Annotated in this window: 21 protein-coding genes and 2 other annotated features; of the genes, 1 reads left to right on the top strand and 20 read right to left on the bottom strand. The window is 36.8% G+C overall.

What is annotated here, in order from left to right:
• Positions 1-32: 32 nt before the first annotated feature.
• From argF to dut, 7 genes are all read right to left on the bottom strand, one after another.
• Positions 33-998 (bottom strand): ornithine carbamoyltransferase, encoded by a 966-nt coding sequence (argF, locus tag FS486_RS08825; RefSeq protein WP_144510967.1) that lies wholly within the window; start codon positions 996-998, stop codon positions 33-35.
• 144 nt (positions 999-1,142) lie between these two features.
• Positions 1,143-2,231 carry a M42 family metallopeptidase gene (locus tag FS486_RS08820; RefSeq protein ID WP_144510966.1) on the bottom strand — a complete coding sequence of 363 codons (1,089 nt, stop codon included), beginning with the start codon at positions 2,229-2,231 and terminating at the stop codon, positions 1,143-1,145.
• Positions 2,232-2,309: 78 nt separating this feature from the next.
• Positions 2,310-4,220 (bottom strand): DUF2207 domain-containing protein, encoded by a 1,911-nt coding sequence (locus FS486_RS08815; protein WP_186321402.1) that lies wholly within the window; start codon positions 4,218-4,220, stop codon positions 2,310-2,312.
• Between the two features lie 76 nt (positions 4,221-4,296).
• Positions 4,297-4,626, bottom strand: a complete 330-nt coding sequence (locus tag FS486_RS08810) for a dUTP diphosphatase (RefSeq protein WP_144510964.1) — start codon at positions 4,624-4,626, stop codon at positions 4,297-4,299.
• A 187-nt stretch (positions 4,627-4,813) separates the two neighbouring features.
• A complete protein-coding gene (locus FS486_RS08805) occupies positions 4,814-5,458 on the bottom strand; it encodes a uracil phosphoribosyltransferase (RefSeq protein WP_260858065.1) in 645 nt (214 codons plus the stop codon).
• Entirely contained in the window at positions 5,458-6,168 is a 711-nt protein-coding gene (locus FS486_RS08800) for a DUF4062 domain-containing protein (RefSeq protein ID WP_144510962.1), read from the bottom strand. Before FS486_RS08800 ends, FS486_RS08805 begins: the two co-directional genes overlap by 1 nt.
• Positions 6,169-6,206: 38 nt before the next feature.
• Positions 6,207-6,644: a dUTP diphosphatase gene (gene dut / locus FS486_RS08795; protein ID WP_144510961.1), complete on the bottom strand. Its 438-nt coding sequence runs from the start codon at positions 6,642-6,644 to the stop codon at positions 6,207-6,209.
• A 216-nt stretch (positions 6,645-6,860) separates the two neighbouring features.
• Between dut and FS486_RS08790 the strand changes: the two genes are divergently transcribed.
• A complete protein-coding gene (locus FS486_RS08790) occupies positions 6,861-7,244 on the top strand; it encodes a sigma-w pathway protein ysdB (RefSeq protein WP_144510960.1) in 384 nt (127 codons plus the stop codon).
• Positions 7,245-7,993: 749 nt separating this feature from the next.
• On the opposite strand, the gene FS486_RS08785 is transcribed toward FS486_RS08790, so the two are convergent.
• The 13 genes from FS486_RS08785 to polA all read right to left on the bottom strand — a co-directional run bounded on the left by FS486_RS08785 (position 7,994) and on the right by polA (position 20,923).
• Positions 7,994-8,275 carry a DUF1294 domain-containing protein gene (locus tag FS486_RS08785; RefSeq protein ID WP_144510959.1) on the bottom strand — a complete coding sequence of 94 codons (282 nt, stop codon included), beginning with the start codon at positions 8,273-8,275 and terminating at the stop codon, positions 7,994-7,996.
• Positions 8,276-8,336: 61 nt separating this feature from the next.
• Complete coding sequence (rplT, locus tag FS486_RS08780; protein WP_144510958.1) at positions 8,337-8,696, bottom strand: 50S ribosomal protein L20; 360 nt, start codon at positions 8,694-8,696, stop codon at positions 8,337-8,339.
• 43 nt (positions 8,697-8,739) lie between these two features.
• Positions 8,740-8,940 carry a 50S ribosomal protein L35 gene (gene rpmI / locus FS486_RS08775; protein ID WP_053588661.1) on the bottom strand — a complete coding sequence of 67 codons (201 nt, stop codon included), beginning with the start codon at positions 8,938-8,940 and terminating at the stop codon, positions 8,740-8,742.
• 30 nt (positions 8,941-8,970) lie between these two features.
• Positions 8,971-9,534: a translation initiation factor IF-3 gene (gene infC / locus FS486_RS08770; RefSeq protein WP_186321401.1), complete on the bottom strand. Its 564-nt coding sequence runs from the start codon at positions 9,532-9,534 to the stop codon at positions 8,971-8,973.
• Positions 9,535-9,573: 39 nt separating this feature from the next.
• Positions 9,574-9,722 (bottom strand) — a sequence feature (ribosomal protein L20 leader region).
• Between the two features lie 64 nt (positions 9,723-9,786).
• Positions 9,787-11,712 carry a threonine--tRNA ligase gene (gene thrS, locus FS486_RS08765; RefSeq protein ID WP_144510957.1) on the bottom strand — a complete coding sequence of 642 codons (1,926 nt, stop codon included), beginning with the start codon at positions 11,710-11,712 and terminating at the stop codon, positions 9,787-9,789.
• 93 nt (positions 11,713-11,805) lie between these two features.
• Positions 11,806-12,034: a binding site (T-box leader), on the bottom strand.
• A gap of 76 nt (positions 12,035-12,110) precedes the next feature.
• Positions 12,111-13,049 carry a primosomal protein DnaI gene (gene dnaI / locus FS486_RS08760; protein WP_144510956.1) on the bottom strand — a complete coding sequence of 313 codons (939 nt, stop codon included), beginning with the start codon at positions 13,047-13,049 and terminating at the stop codon, positions 12,111-12,113.
• 9 nt (positions 13,050-13,058) lie between these two features.
• Entirely contained in the window at positions 13,059-14,426 is a 1,368-nt protein-coding gene (locus tag FS486_RS08755) for a replication initiation and membrane attachment family protein (RefSeq protein ID WP_260858063.1), read from the bottom strand.
• A 47-nt stretch (positions 14,427-14,473) separates the two neighbouring features.
• Positions 14,474-14,932: a transcriptional regulator NrdR gene (gene nrdR, locus FS486_RS08750; RefSeq protein ID WP_144510954.1), complete on the bottom strand. Its 459-nt coding sequence runs from the start codon at positions 14,930-14,932 to the stop codon at positions 14,474-14,476.
• Between the two features lie 115 nt (positions 14,933-15,047).
• Positions 15,048-15,431: an adenosylmethionine decarboxylase gene (speD, locus tag FS486_RS08745; RefSeq protein ID WP_144510953.1), complete on the bottom strand. Its 384-nt coding sequence runs from the start codon at positions 15,429-15,431 to the stop codon at positions 15,048-15,050.
• 249 nt (positions 15,432-15,680) lie between these two features.
• Positions 15,681-16,685: a glyceraldehyde-3-phosphate dehydrogenase gene (locus FS486_RS08740; RefSeq protein ID WP_144510952.1), complete on the bottom strand. Its 1,005-nt coding sequence runs from the start codon at positions 16,683-16,685 to the stop codon at positions 15,681-15,683.
• A 113-nt stretch (positions 16,686-16,798) separates the two neighbouring features.
• Positions 16,799-17,398, bottom strand: coding sequence for a dephospho-CoA kinase (gene coaE / locus FS486_RS08735; protein ID WP_144510951.1), 600 nt, complete (start codon positions 17,396-17,398; stop codon positions 16,799-16,801).
• A 12-nt stretch (positions 17,399-17,410) separates the two neighbouring features.
• Positions 17,411-18,283 (bottom strand): bifunctional DNA-formamidopyrimidine glycosylase/DNA-(apurinic or apyrimidinic site) lyase, encoded by an 873-nt coding sequence (gene mutM / locus FS486_RS08730; protein WP_144510950.1) that lies wholly within the window; start codon positions 18,281-18,283, stop codon positions 17,411-17,413.
• 12 nt (positions 18,284-18,295) lie between these two features.
• On the bottom strand, positions 18,296-20,923 hold the full coding sequence (polA, locus tag FS486_RS08725) for a DNA polymerase I (RefSeq protein WP_144510949.1): 2,628 nt from the start codon (positions 20,921-20,923) through the stop codon (positions 18,296-18,298).
• Positions 20,924-21,007: the final 84 nt, after the last annotated feature.

The raw sequence follows: 21,007 nt of genomic DNA, 5'->3' as shown, positions 1-21,007 counted from the left end.
GGCAAACCCTGCCGTTACATTCTGTAGTTCATTTAAGCCATCACGGATGCAAGTACTGCTTTTTGTGCATGCAGGCGATTTTCTGCCTGTTGAAAAACGTATGAGTTTGGTCCATCGATGACTGAAGTAGCAACTTCTTCTTCACGATGCGCGGGTAGACAGTGCAAAAACATATAATCATTTTTTGCATTGGCTACAAGTGCATCATTGATTTGGAACTCTGCAAAGTCTGCTAAACGCTTTTCTGTTTCCTCTTCTTGCCCCATTGATGTCCAAACATCGGTGTAAATAACATCCGCATTCACTACTGCTTCTACTGGATCATTTGAAACGAATAAAGATCCACCATTTTCTAAAGCAATGACTCTAGCTTTTTCGATAATTTCCTCGTCTGCTTCGTATCCAATTGGAGTAGCAACTGCAATATGCATTCCCATATATGCAGAGGCAATCACCAAAGAGTGTGCGACATTATTTCCGTCTCCAATATACGCAATTTTTAAGCCCTCAGTACATCCTTTTACCTCATGAATGGTTAAAATATCTGCCAATGCTTGGCATGGATGAAAAATATCTGTTAATCCATTAATGACTGGAATGCTTGCATGTTCCGCTAACTCTTTCACCATTTCATGGGAATTGGCACGAATCATAATACCGTCTAAATAACCAGACAACACATGCCCTGTGTCATAGACCGACTCCCCGCGACCAATTTGCAAATCACGTGCATGCATAAACATACCATTACCACCTAATTGCTTTATACCGACTTCAAAGGAGATTCTAGTACGCGTTGAATGCTTTTCAAAAATCATACCCAATGTTTTACCTTCTAAAAGAGGTGGACATTTCCCCGCTTTCGTCAACGCTTTCAGTTCTACTGCAAGGTGGATCAGCTCTTCTACCTCTTCTTTTGTGTAATCTAGAAGACTCAACAAATCTTTCCCTTTTAAACTATCCACCACATTTAAGTTCACCCATTCTAATAATTTCATTTATACAATCTCCCCTTTGCGTATATTTATGTATTTCTAATTATAATTATGAATAAACATAAAGTCAAATGAATTTATATGCAAAAGTAAAAATAAAAAAACATCTAGAAAAGCATTTATTTTGCTCTTCCAGATGTTTTGGAATTAATCAAACGTTATTTTATTTACAGCATCACGGTCTAATTTTTTTATCACTTCTACAATTAGTTTTACTGTGTTTTCATAATCATCACGATGCAATATTCCAGCATGCGAATGAATATAACGGGTTGCAACACCGATTGATAATGCAGGAACTCCATTTAGAGAAATATGCATAGATCCTGCATCCGTTCCTCCACCTGGGATCATTTCAAATTGATATGGGATGTTATTTTCTTCTGCAGTATCTACAACAAAATCACGTAGCCCTTTATGCGATACCATAGACGCATCAAATAACACAATTTGTGGACCTGCTCCCATTTTGCTTGTGGATTCTTTTGGTGTGATACCTGGTGTGTCTCCAGCAACGCCAACATCAACTGCGAAACCGATATCCGGATTCACTTTCACAGTAGAAGTTTTAGCGCCACGAAGACCCACTTCTTCTTGCACATTTCCTACACCGTATACAATGTTTGGATGTTTTTCATCTTTCAAGCCCTTTAGTACGTCGATTGCAATGGCGCAGCCAATACGATTATCCCATGCTTTTGCTAGTAAAAGTTTTTCATTATTCATCACGGAGAATTCAAAATATGGAACAACCATATCCCCTGGTAATACGCCCCACTCCATCGCTTCTTCTTTAGAAGACGCACCGATATCGATAAACATATCTTTTACGTCTGCTGCTTTTTTGCGAGCATCTGCTGATAAAATATGAGGAGGTTTGGATCCGATAATCCCAGTAATTGTATCCCCTTTACGAGTCACAATCGTTACTCGTTGAGCAAGCATTACTTGTGACCACCAACCACCTACTGTTTGGAAGCTTAAAAATCCTTTATCATCGATTTTAGAAATCATAAAACCAACTTCATCTAAATGCCCTGCCACCATAATTTTAGGACCATTTGCATCTCCCACTTTTTCAGCGATTAAGCTCCCTAAATTATCGTATTCTATCTTATCAGCAAAAGGCTTTATGTATTTTTCCATCACTTGACGGGGCTCGCGCTCATTTCCCGGGATTCCTTTTGCATCCGTTAAATCTTTTAGCATTGTTAATGTTTCATCTAACTTTGTCATTATTTCGCCCTCCTAAATATACCTACCTCATTATTATATTCTAAATTCATCCTGTTTTCAAAATATAGTGGACTATTTTTAATCAGCTCCTGCACCTCCACCGCCACTATCACCACCGCCTCCACTAAAAGAACCCCCTGTATCAGAAGAACCTCCACTCGAAGTAGGTCCTGACGTCCATCTCCAAGATTTCACAACATAATCCATAGGATCTGTTTCAGTTAGTAATAGTGCTGCAAGTGGAATTGTTGTTTCTGGGACAGGGAGCTGTATATTTCTCTTGCCAAATAAATACGCTCTTGCAGACCATTTCTCCTGCTCTTCTATGCTAAGGGTAGCAGGCATTCCAGTTCTTATACTTTTTCGGAAAGAACGGACGGTATCTTTTGCTCGAACAGCATTCATCGAAAGGATATTCCGTGGAACGGCTATATACAAAAGGATAGTGACAAAGGATAAACCAATTATTTCACTACTTAAACTATCATTTACAATATTACCTGCCATTATATTTATAAGGACCATATATATGACAAAAAACCAGTTTGAGGCTCTTTTACTCCACATAGTCACTAGCAAAAGTAATGTAATAATAACGATAAATACAATACTTCCAATGGAACGTAGATCTGCATAATACCCCCAAGCCGTGATTACCGATAGACAAACGATTACTAAACTAACAATCGTTTTAGGGAGAATATGATGGAAAGTTCCAGCAGCCACTAGTTCATCATGTACTTTTTTATGCCATTCTCTCTGCTTCTTTTTAAAATCTTTCGTTTTTACGTGAAAGTAATTAGATGTTTGTTTGTTTTTCTCTTTTCTTGCCGAACCAGCTGCATCATGTAAATGGAATACCCATTTACTCGAACCACTTTTTGTTCTGAAAAGCCATTGTATCAGTTCATTTTCAGAGAGAGATTTTGCAATTCCTCCTTTTTTCAGTTGGAATAATAATGTTTCTTTCGGGGCTTTCGGATCATCTTTAAAACGTATGGCTGCCTCTGTTGTCTTTACACTTGCAGCTCCTTTTTCAACTAGTGAAAATAAGCCAGCTATAAAGGATTTTCTATTTAGTTTTCCAGTGTTATAAATATAAAACAAATATAAAACATCTGTATCTAGTGCATATTCGAGGGGACCCTTTCGCCAAAAATGCCTTTGTGGCAAAGCTACAAGAAAAAGTAAAGCCAACACAATCAATGCAAAAGAAATCTTGGGAATAAGTTCAATAAGCATGGGGATATACGATAGCCTTTTCTTAATAGCCCCCGCTTTTTGTTTTTCTTTTGCAAAAGCTTCTTCCATTGATACGGAACTTTTTACCTTAGCCATTTGCGTCATCATGGATGATGGAAAAAAGAAGACTGTTTTAGTTTCAGAAAATGCCTCCGAAATTGGCGTAGTAAAACGTATACCGTATTGGGATTTCCCATTTTTCAATGCATTTCGATCAAACAGAACACCATCAAAGTTAGCTGGATCCGTTGTTTTCGGAAGTATGTAGTCAATGGTTACATGATGAAAATCTTGATTATGTGCATCGCCATCCTCAAAATACGTCACATCTGCTACACTGTATTTATCAAACGCTTTCACTGCATTTTTTAGAGTATACACATATAAAAAAGAAACCTTTTGATCCGCCTTGTTAACGCTTGTTCTATAAACGCCATTTTCCTTTGTGACGTTTAGTTGTTTTAATGCCCCATCCTCAATGAAGCCTGGTTCTAAATCTATTCCCGCTAATTCATATGAGTAAAAATTAACAATATTTTTATCATGCTCTTTTGGAAATGATCGACTTAAATTCGTATAGCTGCCCACAAAGTTATACGTGAATACTTCATTGACTAAAAGATCGCCATTAGGTTGAATCCAAGATTTGATATGTATCGTATCAATGGAGTATTCTTTTGCGTGTACTACTACTCCACATGAAAAGGTTAGTAGTAATAATACAATCGAAAAAATGATTTTTTTCACTATCTTCACCTCAACCTTACTAATTCTATTAATAAGTTTACGGCTTTCATTTTAAAAGGTTTCAAATATACTATTATTAGTAACCATTCTTTTGTCTTTCATAATTAGTTTCGTTTTTAGATATGTAGGCTTGCAATACATCCTCATTACTAAATCCTAGCTTTTCTGCAATAGCACCATACAAAGTCCAAATCTTTTCATATGCACTTTTTGTTGTATTCGTTAAAAAAGTTAAAATTGCTTCGTTGGTTAATAGGAATAACTTCGTTAAATTTCCATCTACATTCCCCACTGGCCATTCTTTTAAATCATTGAACCCTTTTTCAATTCCCAAAGACAATAGAAAATGGATGGAGTCCACATACTCTTCTAAAATAACTTCCCGTTCATAGCGTTGATGGAAAATGACATTTCAAATTGATGAAATTTTGGTAATATTATTTATGATCTAACTTAGTTAATACTCAAATATAGAGAAGAACTTGGGAGAATTATTAAAGAACATAGAAATAAAGACAACACATAATTGATCAATACGTGTTGTCCTTATAACGAATGTAATTCTGATAAATATTAATTAGACAAAATCCCTGCTATCCTAATAATCTGCTGTCCAGGTTACCAACTCCAGGAATAAGCATTCCATCTTCATTAAGTTTATCAGCTTTACCAACCGCATAAATGAACTTTATGTTTGGAATTTCATTAACAAGTTCTATAACACCTGTTTGACTATAAAAAGAAGAAGCAATTATTATTTTTTTAGGTTGAAATTTACTCATGATATTTTTGGCAAGAGAAATTGCTGTACATCCAGTTGCTAGAACCGCTTTAGCAATTACTACTGTATCAACAATTGTTCCAGGCTTTATAGAAGGGTGGGATGATGCTCTAATTGGCTGAGTTAAAGCATCAGGACCTCTTACACCCTGAAAATCAAAATAGCCTTGCATTGAGTTTGGAATTGCCAATGACAGTCCTTTAGCAAAGAATTCGTAGTCATCTTTTGTACTATATACAAGGTTTACTGAATTACTAAAGGAGTAACCCTGAAATATCTGATCCATTGGTGTTGAGACTTCTGTTTCTTCTAACATGTTATCTGATACAATATCAATTCCAATTTTTTGTCCTAGTTTAATAAGAGCACCTTTTAAATCGTCCTTTTCAGTATATCTAGATCTAATTTTTGTCTGCAAAGCTAATGAATATTTATCTTCAATAATTTTTAAGTACATCAATATTTATTCCCTTCTGCATTGTCTAGCCATCGTTCAAATTGATTATAGAGCTCATTAAAACATCCCCAAAAATTTTTGTATATTTGTTCTCGGGTAAAATGTATTTCATGACTCCTTTTGAAAAAGACATATTCTAATTCAACATCATTTTCTGTAACCTTATAATATACTTGTGCATTAGGTTCCGGTGTTATCTGTCTAGCTAATCTAACGAAATGATCTAAGTAGGTTAAGTCGGTACCAATAGAGGCTCTTTCTTTTATCCATTTACCAAAAGCATTTTTAATGTAAGTTTGAAGATCGTGAGTATGTTTGAACGAAGTACGCCAATACCCATTATAGTAGCTACTTACTTTATCAATAAATACTTCTTGTTTTTCGTCGGGTTCTTCTTTACTGTCCTTTTTAAAAACTAGTATTTTTGTTGGGTCATCTCTTATTGCTGAATCAAACTCTATTTCCGTAGCTGATTTTCCATTTCCAAGATCATAACCAAATCTATTCCCAAGAATTAATATGTACAAATCACAGTCCTTAGCCATACTATTGGTTATAAACCTAGCGTTTCCAGCAAGAGCTGTATCATTTAATGGATCAGCTCCTATTAGTTCAACTAGAGGTATTTCTTCAAAAGCCTTTTTTGCTGCATCCCGTTCAGCCTCTAAATCACTAATTGTCGAGCTGATCATTACTTTAATTTTTTCCACAGTATAAATACCTCCAATTTAAATAACTATCATTCTTCCTATTTTACACCAGATGAACCAAACCCCCCTAAACCTCTTTGGGAATCGGACAACCCATCTACTTGTGTGATAGTTACTCTTGCCACCGGTGCAATTACCATTTGTGCTATTCTCATTTGCTTTTCTATCCGAAAGTCTTCTTTTCCATGATTGATAAGTATCACTTTTATTTCCCCTCTATACCCCTCATCTATTGTGCCAGGACTGTTTAATACAGTTATAGAGTGTCTTAAAGCTAAGCCACTTCTTGGTCTAACTTGAGCTTCAGTTCCTTGAGGTAATTCTAATTTAATTCCTGTACTTATCAATTCCGCTTTCCCAGATTTAATTAATTTATCTTCTGCAGCAAACAAATCTAATCCTGCGTCACCTGGATTAGCCTGGAAAGGCAAAAGAGCATCTTCATTAATTAATTTTACCTTTAAATTATAGTTCATGGTAAAATCCTCCTCGTCCATTTTAAAAAAAGTTTATGCCATCTATTTATTTATGAACTATCTTATTCGTTTGAATGTATTCATCTAATGCCTGCTGCATTGAAAAAAGTTTTTCTAAATTCATTTTTTCCTCCAAAAATTTTAATTTATTTTGAAACCAAACTACCTCTTCTATCGTATAGCAGTTACTATGTATTATACAAGGAGGACTTTTTCATGATATTGTTACTACGTCTGCTAATAATTGTCTTAATAATATATGCTTTTTATAAAATTCTTCGTTATTTGTTCGATCCCAAGAGAAAACTCGATGAAGCATATGAAAAGGGGCAATATTATTTTTTTGATGATATTAAAAATATCCGCAAAAACTTTTTCATTACATATAGAGGAGCCTTGTTTGAAGGAGAAAAATATCTAGGTACTACAGACGATGCAATCGAAGTAGTTTCTATTTTCGTATGGACAAAGGATTTTGCTAAATTGCAAGGCTTTACAAAGGAAGATTTTCGTTTTCTACAAAATGAAATCCGTATGAATTATCCATCTGCCAAAATCAACTGGAAAAGCCCAATTGAACAGTTGATGAAGGATGAATGACTATAACAAGCTAAGATAAATAAATATTTATTTAGCTCTAATTACTAGAGACTATTTTTTTCAATTAGTTTCTTTGCTTAATTAGAAAGTTGGATACAGCTGATTAATGTGTGACTACTTAATATAGGGATAATGTGTCGTAAGTTAGTTGTTTCCCTCTCCCAGCAAAGAATGTCGCGATTCGAGCATAAAAAGGAGCTATCCGATCATAACTAGTCCTTAAACGAGCATAAAAGCTCCGTCCGTTCAAAATGTTGCGAGTCCGTCGGAAAATGTTGCGCATCCGGTCTAGAAAGTTGCGAGTAACGTCTGATATGTTGCGCATTTTATATTGGATAATCTTATCCATTTAAACTGTTCGTTTACTTTTGGGTAAGTCCTGGCAATCAGTGTCCGCTAGCCTTTACTTGGATATGGTTGCTCTCATAATCGATTTGGTTGCTTTCGAATACCAATTGGTCTCACTTAGCCATTAACTAACTTTTAATGGATAATAAATACAGGTAAAAGCGTATATATTGATGGATTGGAGCGAAAAGGGCGGCGACTCCAGTGGGTTCAAGTGAGTAAGATGAGACTTTACAACGAACGCCAAAGCGGGCGGTGAAGGCTCATCACTCACCCCACGGAAAGCGTCCGTCCTGCAGCGGAAATCCTAGCGGACACTTCCTTAAGACACAATATCCCTATAAGCTCCCTTTAAGCTTTCGAAAACAAATTGCTTTTATTTACTAAAAAACAGACAGTCCTTATGCAACAATGGGACTGTCTGTTTTAAATAACCAAAACAATATAAACACGTAGACGATTAATAACATTAAAAATCCAACACGGAAATTGGTATGCTTTGTTTTATGGCGGAACATTTGCATGCCTAGATATGCTCCAATTCCTCCACCGAAGATTGCAAGAGTCCATAATGTACGCTCTGACACTCGTTGTTTATGTTTTTTTGCTTGAGACTTATCATATCCCATTACTATAAAAGAAGTAATGGACATTAACAAAATAAAAATCGGAATAATTTCCATCCTTACATACCCCTTGTACAAAAAAAGCTGATAGAATATCTATCAGCTTTTTCATCATGTATTATTTAGCGATTGCTTTTTTTGCTGCATCTGCAAGTTGTGTAAATGCTTGAGCATCTGTTACAGCTAGATCAGCTAACATTTTACGGTTAACTTCGATTTCAGCTACTTTCAATCCGTGCATTAAACGGCTGTAAGAAAGACCGTTTAAACGTGCAGCCGCATTGATACGTGTAATCCATAATTTACGGAATTCACGTTTTTTGTTGCGACGGTCACGGTATGCATACATTAAAGATTTCATAACCTGTTGGTTTGCTACTTTATATAATGTATGTTTTGAACCGTAATAACCTTTTGCTAATTTTAATACTTTTTTACGACGCTTGCGCGTTACTATTCCGCCTTTTACGCGTGGCATAGTTCATTACCTCCTGCTTTTCATTCTAGATTTAAATTTCGTATTATTTCATGTAAGTAAGTAAAGTTTTGATACGTTTGTAATCGCCTGAAGAAGCTACTTTAGTTTTACGTAGTTTACGTTTAGCTTTAGTAGATTTGTTAGCGAATAAGTGGCTTCCAAAAGCACGGTCATGTTTTAATTTTCCTGTACCCGTTTTTTTGAAACGCTTCGCAGCTCCACGGTGAGTTTTCATTTTCGGCATGTCGAATTCCTCCTAAACAATTGTACTCTGTTACTGTTTTTCGTTCTTCGGTGCAAGCACTAAGAACATACTGCGGCCATCCATTTTCGGTTTAGATTCAACCGTAGATACTTCCGCACAAGCTTCAGCAAAACGATCTAAAACACGTTGACCAATCTCTTTATGAGTAATGGCACGACCTTTAAAACGAATAGATGCTTTCACTTTGTCTCCTTTTTCAAGGAATTTGATCGCGTTTTTAAGTTTCGTTTGGAAATCATGTTCATCGATTGTTGGGCTCAAGCGAACCTCTTTCATTACGATGATCTTTTGATTTTTACGGACTTCACGATCCTTTTTTTGCTGCTCAAATTTGAATTTACCATAGTCCATGATACGAGCGACTGGCGGCTTGGCTTGAGGAGCCACAAGGACAAGATCCAAATTTACACGACCTGCTATTTCAAGTGCTTCATTACGTGTTTTCAATCCTAATTGATCGCCATTTTGATCAATAACTCGTAGTTCGCGTGCTCGAATGCCATCGTTTACATACATGTCTTTGCTAATAACAATCCACCTCCAAATAGTGTCGCGAATACATGGTTTGGGCATAAATTCCGTAGAAACGAATTACTTACGCCGTTTTCGATCAAATAAAAAAACGAGCAGACATAAGATGTATGTCTGCCCGCCGATATAAGAACATGTAGATGCCTACATGTTACAGTCGATCGTGTGCTTACCAGTCAACAACTTAATGTGTCAAACAGGTGAGAAGCGGGCAGCCTCTTCTTATACCACAAACTTGTATTCAATAACCTTTATAACTATATCATCCCAAGTAGAAACTGTCAACACTAAATATTAATGTTTTACTTCTTGTTGAATACGCTCTAAGAATTCATCAAATGGAATGCTCTCTGAGTTTTGTTCTCCGTATTTACGCACATTTACATTTCCGGCTTCTAATTCTTTATCTCCTAGAACAAGCATATACGGAACTTTTTGCATTTGTGCTTCGCGAATTTTGTAACCTAATTTTTCTTCACGATCGTCCATTTCTACACGTAAACCTGCACCAACTAATTGCTCTTCGATTTGTTTTGCATATTCGAAATGCACTTCGTTGGATACTGGAATAATTTCCACTTGAACTGGTGCTAACCAAGTCGGGAATGCACCTTTGTATTCTTCGATTAAGAATGCAACAAAACGCTCCATAGTTGATACGACACCACGATGAATAACTACTGGACGATGAGGTTTTCCATCCTCTCCAACATATGTCAAGTCAAAACGTTCTGGCAATAAGAAATCAAGTTGAACAGTTGATAAAGTTTCTTCTTTACCGATCGCTGTTTTAACTTGCACATCTAATTTCGGTCCGTAGAATGCTGCTTCGCCTTCTGCTTCGAAATAGTCTAAACCTAGCTCGTCCATTGCTTCTTTTAACATACTTTGTGCTTTTTCCCACATAGCATCATCGTCAAAATATTTCTCTTTATCTTGTGGATCACGGTAAGACAAGCGGAATGAGTAATCTTTCAAATCGAAATCTTTGTACACGGAGATGATTAGCTCCACTACTTTTTGGAACTCTGCTTTAATTTGGTCAGGTCGCACAAAAAGATGCGCATCATTTAACGTCATACCGCGTACGCGTTGTAAACCAGAAACTGCTCCGGACATTTCATAACGGTGCATCGTACCAAGCTCCGCTATACGCAAAGGCAGATTACGGTAAGAGTGCATACCATTTTTGAAAATCATCATATGATGTGGACAGTTCATTGGACGTAATACTAATGTTTCGTTGTCCATTTCCATTGGAGGAAACATGGAATCTTGGTAATGCTCCCAATGCCCTGAAGTTTCATAAAGATCCTTTGAGCCTAGAACTGGAGTGTATACATGTTTATAGCCAAGTTTAAGCTCTTTGTCTACGATGTAACGTTCAATTACACGACGGATTGTTGCACCATTTGGTAGCCAAAGTGGTAACCCTTGACCCACTTTTAGGGAATTCGTAAATAGCTCTAATTCTTTCCCAATCTTACGGTGATCGCGTTCTTTTGCTTCTTCTAGCATTTGTAGATGCTGTGCAAGCTCTTCCTTTTTGAAGAATGCCGTACCGTAAATACGTTGAAGCATTTTGTTATCGCTATTACCGCGCCAGTATGCTCCTGCAATGCTTAACAATTTAAATTCTTTTAGTTTTCCTGTAGATGGTACATGTACCCCGCGGCAAAGATCATAGAAGTCACCTTGCTCGTAAATGGACACTTGTTCTCCTTCGGGAATAGCCTCTAGTAGTTCTACTTTATACTCATCTTCTTTAAATTTTTCGAAAGCAATTTCTCTTGATACGTCATGACGTACAATTTCAATATTTTCATTAATGATTTTTTTCATTTCTTTTTCGATTAGCGGAAGGTCTTCTGCAGTAATTGGTTCAGGTGAATCAATATCATAATAGAATCCATTTTCGATCACTGGGCCAATACCAAGTTTTACATCTTTAAACAGGCGTTTTACTGCTTGTGCGAGTAAATGTGCTGAGCTATGGCGTAAGATTTCTAATGCTTCATCTGATTCAGGCGTAATGATTGCAATATCTCCATCTTTTGTAATCGGTGTTTTTAAGTCGATTAATTGACCGCTTAGTTTACCCGCTAATGCTTTTTTGCGTAATCCCGGACTGATCGATTGAGCGATTTCTTCTGTTGTAGTTGATATCGGAAATTCTTTTACTGCTCCATCTGGAAATTTTAACTTAATAACTTCTGACATATTAAACACTCCTTTTATTATTAGAAAAATGAAAAGCAACTGAGCAGTGAACTAGTTTCTTTTAAAAAAAGACACTAAAAAACCTCATCCCTAAAAAGGGACGAGGTTTAAATCGTGGTTCCACCCTTCTTCTGTCTATAAGAAAAAATATAGACGAAGCTCTGCATCGGCTAACGGGCCGGTGACCGGTAACTGCTACTTGAATTCACAGTTGCTGCTCGGAGGTGGTAAATCGATTGCCGGTACTTAAGAAGCTTCCAGCCAAGGCTTCTCTCTCTAAAAAGTCGTACAAACTGATTGTTGTCCTCTTCAACGCATTTACTTATTCTTATGAAGAGATTATACTCCACTCAATTATCATTTGCAATAGTTAATCTAACTCGCCTGAATGTTTAAAATTAAGTTTCTCGCCAATTTTTCCCTTGAAGTGAAATGGGAATAGTTAGTGCTCGAATTCTCTCCATAATTCGTCCAGCTTTTACTACTTCTTTTTCTCCTCGCTGGGTAACTGATAGATGATGTTCTAATTCACTATAGTTGAAGTTGGAGGACATAAATGTAGGTAGCTGTTCGGACATTCGAAAATGCAAAATTGTCCCTAAGATTTCATCTCTCGTCCAGCTTGACATAACTTCTGCCCCAATATCGTCTAGCATTAAAACTGGAGCTTTTTTTACAAACTCTATTTTTTCAGCAAGCGACTGATCTTGAATGGATTGTTTCATTTCCCGTAAAAATTCCGGTACATATACGACTACTGAATGAATATGCCTTGCAGCTAATTCGTTTGCTAAAGCACCAAGTAAATAGGATTTCCCTACACCGAACTTTCCATGAATATAAAGCCCTTTTTTAGGTAAAGCTCCAGTACTTTCCCACTCGTTTAAAAAGTCTTTTGCAGCACGAACAGCAACTACTCTACTGCCATCTTCTAAGTCAACACCAGCTAAATGTGCCTCCATTACTTCTTTTGGCATATGAATACTATCAATCATGGAGGTTACTTTCTTCCGCTCATCTTCAATTACCCCACGCTTACATCGTACATATTCAGTATCGATAAAGTTTCGGTTCAAAACAAGCTGCGGTTCGTACCCCTTTAAGTTATTAACACATTCTTCCAACGAAGGGCAAGCGTCACAATTATGAGATTGCGACTTATAATCGTATAGTCTACTAAGGCTTCTATCGACTATTTGCTTAGATATGTTCGTAGCGTTCTCTTCCAAAAATTTTTGTACTCCCGGATCTTCTAAAACCTCTTGCTTCATATCATCTAGCATGGAGGAAAACTCAGGTGTAATTACTCTTTTTAACGTTTCGTTAATACGTTCCAACCATATCACCTACCCTTTTGTAACGCCTAACTCGGCTAATAATTTCCTTCGTTCTTCGTCTATGTTTTGAACACCGTTTGTTTCAGCGCCAGATTGCTTCGTTTCGCCATCTTTTTTATAAAACCAGTCGGGTACTTTTTCTTCACGTACTGGTTTTTTCGTATATGTTGGCTGTTTAGAGCCTTCATTTTTCCATTTTATATATTGCTCATGTTCATTTCTTGCAAGATCCATTGCTTGTTTTGCCGTTTTAACATCTTTTCGCATCCAATGAGAAGCAATCTTTTCCGCATAACTTTTTGTAAGCTTCATATCCGTTCGAAGTAGAACGTATTGCAACAAAACATTAACTACCCCTATAGGCATCTTAAAATGGGTTACAAAATGATTCGCTAATTGCACATCTGCTAAAATTGGCTCTTTGCCATTTGCGATATCTTTTAACACTGCAGCTGGAGCTGTTGTTTCTAAATAATGGATAAGTTCTTCTTCTTTTGATAAAGGCTGTTTTTGTTGAAGCATCGGTTTAACCTGAGGCTCAATTTTCTCCAGTTCAGGAGCTATTTTAGAAACCGTTAATTTATAATAATCGGCACAAGCTTTTTTTAATCGTGCTTCGGATAGAAGGAGTTCATCATCTAAAGCAAGAATCACTACTTTTTGCATTTCAACCGGATGCAAGTTATATAAAAAAGCTAGCTTCGCAATTACTTCCTTTGCCTCTAACGTCATCGCTGATTTCGGTACAAGCTGTTCCGATAAACCTTCCTGTAATAACGCGAAGTCAAATTGTTCAAAATAAAAGGGTACCGAGGATTCTCTTTTTTTCGATTGAAAATCCTCTTCATGGGAAATACCAGACCCAGTTTTCGTAGACGGTTTAAATACATCTATAAACGTTCGAGAAACATCTTTAAATCCATCATTCCAATTAGGATTTTGGATAAAACGACTACGCAATTGTTTATATGCATTTTCCCCTATTTTATTGAGCAAAAACATAGACAATAAAGGATCTTTTAGAAAAGAATCTGCATCTAGCGGAGCAGCTAGCTCATAATAAAAGATACGACCGTCATTCTCCGTTTTTTGCCAAGTACGAAGTAAGCCGATTGCTTCCAAGGCAATTCTTGCTTGAAAAATTTTACCGATAGAGACGCCTAAAACATTCATCAGTTGATAGTGAGGCCATGTTTGCGAATTTCTTGTCTCTCCATCTGCCCATAACGTTAAATATAAGCTAATGCTCTCTGCTCCGACTAATGGCTGATAAAATAATGTTAATAATTGTCGATCATAATCTGAAAAAGAATATGGCAAGCGAATCATATACATGTCAGCTGGCTGTAGCTCCTTATATAACAACGACAATTGCACCTACTCTCCTGCTGATTCTATTTAAGCTTCAAACGAGCAAAATTGATTTACGTATTTCTTTTGAGTATTTCTTTTAACTCATCGATAAAGACTGTTATATCTTTAAATTGGCGGTAGACAGAGGCAAAGCGGACATACGCCACTTCATCGATTTTAGAAAGCTTGTCCATCACTTTTTCTCCAACTTCTTCTGACTTCACTTCCGAGTTGCCTGTTCTTCTTAATTCTTTTTCAATTGAAAATACGATATCTTCTATTTGATCTAAAGCAACTGGTCTTTTCTCACACGCACGGATTAACCCCCGAAGCACTTTTTCACGACTAAATTCCTCGCGTGAACCATCTTTTTTTACTACGATTAAAGGTGTTTCTTCTACCTTTTCAAATGTAGTAAATCGAAAGCCACAATCTTCGCATTCTCTTCTTCTTCTGATTGCTTTGTTGTCGTCAACTGGTCGTGAATCGACAACTTTCGTGCCATTATATTGACAAGCTGGACATCTCATATTGATCTCACCTAATTCCTTACATTGATTTGTATATCTATTATAACAATAATCTGGCATAAAATCGAAAAAGCAGAGGAATCGCTTCCTCTGCTAACTCATTTAGTCTAAGTTATTACGCTTGAACTGTCATTCGTGACTTAGGTACATTTACTGGACCCATACCACGAGGCATTTCAATCGTTTCACGTGTTCCAGCATTAAGAGCATCTGCGATATAGTTAGCTGCGATTGATGGATCTAAATCACCACATGTATACACATCAATGCTCGCATAACCATGCTCTGGAAAGCTGTGAATCGTTAAATGCGATTCGGAAATTATAACGACTCCACTTACACCTTGTGGTGCAAATTTGTGAAACGCAACTTCTCTGATCTCTGCCCCGGATTTCAGTGCAGCATCAACAAATGTTTGCTCGATAAATTGCATATCGTTTAGTTTGTCGAAATCGCACTCCCATAGTTCCGCAATAATGTGACGTCCCATTGTTTCCAATGTCCGTTTCCCCCTTTGATAAATTTATTTTAAAAATTAAAAATCAAAGTTGACTACCACGGGGGAAAGTTAGTCCAAAGAGGTCCTAACCCTTTAAGTAGTCCATGCACATGAAGTACACGATTATCATTATATGATGTATTGAAGAAATAAGCAACATATATTCAATTACACTTTAGTATAATTAACTATATGTTGCCATTAAGCAGCTAACTCCCTCTTCTAAAAAGTAGAAAAGGGAGTTAGATATTAAAGACCAGAAGCCACTTTTTTAGTTAAATCCACTACGCGGGCAGAATAACCCCACTCGTTATCATACCAAGCAAGAACTTTCACTTTACGGGCACCAATAACCATCGTAGTTAATCCATCTATTGTTGATGAAACAGTAGTCGTATTAAAGTCAATTGAAACTAGGGGTTCTGTTGTAAATCCAAGAATCCCTTTCATCGAGCCTTCAGAAGCTTTAATAAATGCTGCATTTACTTCTTCCACAGTTACATCTTTCTGTAAATCTACTACTAGATCTACTAAAGACACATTAGGAGTCGGTACACGAAGTGCCATTCCATGAACTTTACCTTGCAACTCAGGCAGAACTAATGTAAGTGCTTTTGCTGCTCCTGTAGATGTTGGAATAATAGATTGCCCACATGCGCGAGCGCGTCTTAAATCTTTATGTGGATTGTCAAGATTGTTTTGGTCATTTGTATATGCATGGACTGTTGTCATCAAGCCATTTTCAATCCCAAACGTATCATTTAATACTTTTGCAACTGGCGCTAGACAGTTTGTCGTACAACTTGCATTTGAAATAATATGATGGTTTGTTAAGTCGAGTTTGTCATCGTTTACACCCATCACAATAGTTGCATCTTCGTTTTTTGCAGGAGCGGTAATGATTACCTTTTTTGCTCCAGCTTGTATATGAGCAGCAGCTTTTTCACCATCATTGAATTTCCCAGTTGACTCGATTACGATGTCGACATTCAACTTTTCCCAAGGTAAATTTGCTGGATCACGATCATTAACGATTTGAACACGTTTGCCATTTACAATGATTGCATCTTCTTCTATTGTTACATCACCAGAAAAAGTGCCATGTGTAGAATCATATTTGATTAAGTGCGCTAACGTCTCTAAAGGGTATCGTGCGTTAATTGCCACCACATTTAAATCCTCTTGTTCAATGACTTGGCGAAAAACCATTCGTCCAATACGTCCAAAACCATTAATTGCAATTGAAGCTGCCATATAAAAATCCTCCTGTAACTGTGTGATACTTTATATTTTATAACCTGCAATTAGTATAACACATTATTTTAATTACGCAGCCCCAAATAAGCATAAATGTATAGTTTATATTTTCAAATAATTGTAGAATCCCATTGTTGTAAAATCTTCTTTAATTGTTCTTCGGTATATTCTCGTGTTCCATTATTATATATAACCGCATCTGCCTCTTTTTCTTTAACTGACAAAGGAAGTTGAGATTGGATTCTGGACTTTGCTTCTTCTAAAGAGAAATTATTTCTAGCCATTAATCGTTCTAGTTGTTTTTCTTCGGTTACTGTCACAACAATAATTTTATCTACATATGATTGCAGCTTACTCTCAAACAATAGGGGAATATCCATAATAATTGTCGGATGACCTTCTGTTATAAGTACTTCTTTTTGACGCACCATTTCTGCACGAATTGCAGGATGAATAATGTCATTCAATTGCTTTCTTTTAGCGGGACTAGTAAATATAATCTCTCCTAATCTTTCCCGATTTAAGGAACCATTCTCTGAAATTACTTCTAGTCCAAATACTTCTTTTATCGTTTCAAGTGTTTCCGTTCCTTTTTCAACGACTACTCTAGCGACAATATCAGCATCGATAATAGGATAGCCTAATTCCTTTAGCATATTTGAAACCGTACTTTTTCCACTAGCAATACTTCCCGTTAAACCAATAATCATATAAATCCTCCATTACCTTTGACATGTACCACAATAAGTGGAAGTTCTAGAACCTATCGTTTTCTGCATCGTCTTTCGTCCACAAATAGGACAACTCTTTTTGCCGTACATTAGCAGTCTGTTTTGCATGTTGCCGGCTTCCCCATTGATAGAACGATAATCGGAAATAGTACTTCCCCCGTTTTCAATACTATCTAATAAAACAATGACAATTTCGTTAAATAACTGTATTTTTCTTTCTTTACTAATACGTTTTACTTTACGAGCTGGGTGTATTCTCAAACGAAACAATGCTTCAGTTGCGTATATATTCCCACATCCCGAAACAACATGCCCATCCATAATAAATTCTTTAATCGCCTTATTTTCGTATTTCGGTAAAGTACTCATTGCCAAGTAATGGTCAAGAGCTTCTTGATCGAAGGGTTCTGGTGCCATTAGCAATAACGGTGGATAGTCTGCCTCCTTATCTAATAAACGCAGCTCTCCAAAACGTCGGATATCGGCATAAACAAGCATGTCATCATCCTCTAAATGGAAAATGACATGCGAATGCCGTTTAAACTTTTCTTCCTCAATCTCATGCAAGTTCTTAACATAAAACCATGCTCCAGACATTCCGAGATGGGAAACGAGTAAATAAGGAACACCATCCTTTGCTAAATGGAAGTAAATATATTTGGAACGTCTTTCAATTTTTTCAATTGTCATTTGGGGCAGTGCGTTGCAAAAAGATATTACATCTACCCCTTTAATGATGGCTTCTTTGCCATTTGCCTTCGATGTGATAATTGTTTCCGAGACATCCACCGACTGAATCGTTTTACCAGTTACAATTGGTTGTAAAGACCGAACGACCCCTTCCACTTCTGGTAATTCTGGCATATCAAAAACCCCTTACTTTGTATCGTACCAAGATGCACCAAATGCATAGTCTACTTTCAATGGAACGATTAATTTAATTGCTGTATCCATAACTTCTGGAACAATTTTTTCTAGTAATTCAATTTCTTCTTTTGGTGCTTCAAAGATTAACTCATCATGCACTTGCAATAACATCTTTGTTTGCATGTTTTCATCTTTCAAACGCTGCGCCATATCAATCATCGCTTTTTTTATAATGTCTGCCGCACTGCCTTGAATTGGTGTATTCATCGCTGTGCGCTCTGCAAAGCTTCTAAGATTAAAATTGGAGCTCGTAATTTCTGGTAAATATCTTCTTCTATTTAATATCGTTGTGACAAATCCTTTTTGTTTAGCTTCTCGAACAATGTCGTCCATATAGTCTTTTACTCCCGGGAAGCTATTTAAGTATTGCTCAATAAATGTTGCTGCTTCTTTTCTCGTAATATCCAAGCTTTGCGATAAACCATAATCGCTAATCCCATAAACTATACCAAAGTTAACTGCTTTGGCAGCTCTTCGCATATCCGATGTAACGCCTTCTGCTTCAACATGGAAAACATCCATTGCCGTTTTTGTGTGGATATCTAAATCATTATTAAATGCTTCCACTAGGTTTTTGTCCTCTGACATATGAGCGAGAACGCGCAGTTCGATTTGTGAATAGTCCGCAGCGAACATAACCCAGTCGGGATGGGAAGGTACAAATGCTTTTCGAATTTTTCTTCCTTCTTCTAAACGAATCGGTATATTTTGTAAGTTAGGATTTATGGAGCTTAAACGCCCAGTTGAAGTTAACGCTTGTTGATAACGTGTATGAATCTTACCATCTGTGGCATGTATTTCCTTTAATAATCCTTCTATATAAGTTGAATTCAACTTACCTAGCTGACGATAAAGGAGAATTTGTTCTATTATTTCATGTTCACTAGCTAACTTTTCCAATACATCTGCTGCGGTAGAATAACCCGTTTTCGTCTTTTTGATTGGGGTTAAGCCAATCTTTTCAAATAAAATAACACCAAGTTGTTTAGGAGAGTTAATGTTGAATTGTTCACCTGCAAGCGCATATATATCCTGTTCAATCGATTTCAATTTAATATCTAAATCATGTCCCATTTCTACAAGAATTTGTTTGTCCACTTTCACGCCATCCGATTCCATCGTTCCTAGAATAGATGCAAGCGGCAGTTCTAATTCTTTATACAGTGCAAATTGTTCGTTCTCTTCTAATTTTTGTTCTAGTACTGGCTTCAACTGCCATACTGCTTGTGCTTTTCTTGCAGCATGTTCTGCAAGCTTTTCCAGTTCAGGGGTAGATTTTTTCGCACCTTTTCCATAGACGCTTTCATCTGTCCATACATTGTAATGACCAAATTCTTTTGCAAGTGTTGAGACATCCCCTGAGGAAATAGATTGATTGACAATATAGGCAGCTAACAGCATGTCAAATTCAACACCTTGTATACTGACATTGTGTTTTCTGCTTACCGCTTGTGTCGCCTTAGAATCTGCTAATAATTTTTTCTTCGAATCATTCTCCAACCAAGCACAAAATTCTTTGGACTCAAACGCCGAAACTCCCGGTATGAAATACGATTGCTCTCCATCGCTTAAAGCAATTCCTAGCAGTTCGCATGTATGATACTGCTCGTCATACATTTCAAGATGTACCGCCATTTCTTCTTTTAATATGGACGCATCTATTTCTTCTAATACTGTAAATACCAGTTCTGTCGTCTCTTGTTCTTCTGCCACAAAATCTGTTTTCTCCAGCAACGTTTTAAAAGAAAGTTCTTTCCAAACCTCAATAACTTCTTCCATATTAGGTCCACTATATGTTAAGTCATCCACCGAAACCTCGATTGGCGCATTCGTCTCAATAGTCGCAAGTATTTTACTCATCTTTGCTTGTTCTTCATTTGCTACTAATTTTTCCTTTAGTTTCACACCACTCACTGTATCCAATGCCTGATACAGATTTTCAACGGAGCCATGCTCTTTTAATAATTTAATCGCCGTTTTTTCACCGACCCCTGGCACACCGGGAATATTATCAGAAGCATCTCCCATAAGGCCTTTCATATCAATAATTTGTAAAGGGGTAAGTCCGTACTTTTCCTTCACGTGAGCAGGTGTATATTTTTCTATATCCGTGATCCCTTTACGAGTAATATAGACAGTCGTATTATCCGTAGCTAGCTGGGTTAAATCTTTATCTCCCGAAACAATCACTACATGTTGCCCTTTTGACTCTGCTTGTTTACTTAAAGTACCAATAATATCGTCAGCTTCATACATTTCCAATTCATAACGTTTAATACCGTAAGCGTCAATTAACTTACGAACGTAAGGAAATTGCTCAGAAAGCTCAGGCGGAGTTTTCTGCCTTCCACCCTTATATTCTCCAAAAGTCGAATGTCTAAATGTCGTTTTACCAGCATCAAATGCGACAAGCATATGTGTTGGATTTTCTTCTTCCATAATCTTTTGCAACATCATTGTAAATCCATATACTGCATTAGTATGTATACCATGTTCGTTTGTCAATAAAGGCAATGCAAAGAATGCTCGATAAGCGAGACTATTTCCATCTAATAAAAGTATTTTTTCGGATGTCATAAACGTTCACTCCTTATTTTAAATGGGGAAACTACCGCTATGCTACGACTTTCACCCAGGTCTTAACTTTTTAGTCAACTGGTT

It is taken from the genome of Bacillus sp. FJAT-22090, from assembly GCF_007676755.1.
In the GTDB taxonomy this organism is placed as follows: Bacteria; Bacillota; Bacilli; order Bacillales_A; family Planococcaceae; genus Psychrobacillus.
The sequence above is the reverse complement of the archived record's forward strand: the minus strand, read 5'-3'. Positions and strand labels throughout refer to the sequence as shown.

Excerpts from the sequence above, each read along its gene's own strand:
- FS486_RS08820 (WP_144510966.1), bottom strand. The coding sequence starts at position 2,231 with ATGACAAAGTTAGATGAAACATTAACAATGCTAAAAGATTTAACGGAT.
- FS486_RS08805 (WP_260858065.1), bottom strand. The coding sequence starts at position 5,458 with ATGTACTTAAAAATTATTGAAGATAAATATTCATTAGCTTTGCAGACA.
- coaE (WP_144510951.1), bottom strand. The coding sequence starts at position 17,398 with ATGATTATTGGTTTAACGGGAAGTATTGCTAGTGGAAAAAGTACGGTT.
- rplT (WP_144510958.1), bottom strand. The coding sequence starts at position 8,696 with ATGCCACGCGTAAAAGGCGGAATAGTAACGCGCAAGCGTCGTAAAAAA.
- FS486_RS08785 (WP_144510959.1), bottom strand. The coding sequence starts at position 8,275 with ATGGAAATTATTCCGATTTTTATTTTGTTAATGTCCATTACTTCTTTT.
- polA (WP_144510949.1), bottom strand. The coding sequence starts at position 20,923 with ATGACATCCGAAAAAATACTTTTATTAGATGGAAATAGTCTCGCTTAT.
- FS486_RS08740 (WP_144510952.1), bottom strand. The coding sequence starts at position 16,685 with ATGGCAGCTTCAATTGCAATTAATGGTTTTGGACGTATTGGACGAATG.
- infC (WP_186321401.1), bottom strand. The coding sequence starts at position 9,534 with ATGCCCAAACCATGTATTCGCGACACTATTTGGAGGTGGATTGTTATT.
- dut (WP_144510961.1), bottom strand. The coding sequence starts at position 6,644 with ATGAACTATAATTTAAAGGTAAAATTAATTAATGAAGATGCTCTTTTG.
- nrdR (WP_144510954.1), bottom strand. The coding sequence starts at position 14,932 with ATGAGATGTCCAGCTTGTCAATATAATGGCACGAAAGTTGTCGATTCA.
- thrS (WP_144510957.1), bottom strand. The coding sequence starts at position 11,712 with ATGTCAGAAGTTATTAAGTTAAAATTTCCAGATGGAGCAGTAAAAGAA.
- argF (WP_144510967.1), bottom strand. The coding sequence starts at position 998 with ATGAAATTATTAGAATGGGTGAACTTAAATGTGGTGGATAGTTTAAAA.
- mutM (WP_144510950.1), bottom strand. The coding sequence starts at position 18,283 with ATGCCAGAATTACCAGAAGTGGAAGGGGTCGTTCGGTCTTTACAACCA.
- FS486_RS08790 (WP_144510960.1), top strand. The coding sequence starts at position 6,861 with ATGATATTGTTACTACGTCTGCTAATAATTGTCTTAATAATATATGCT.
- rpmI (WP_053588661.1), bottom strand. The coding sequence starts at position 8,940 with ATGCCGAAAATGAAAACTCACCGTGGAGCTGCGAAGCGTTTCAAAAAA.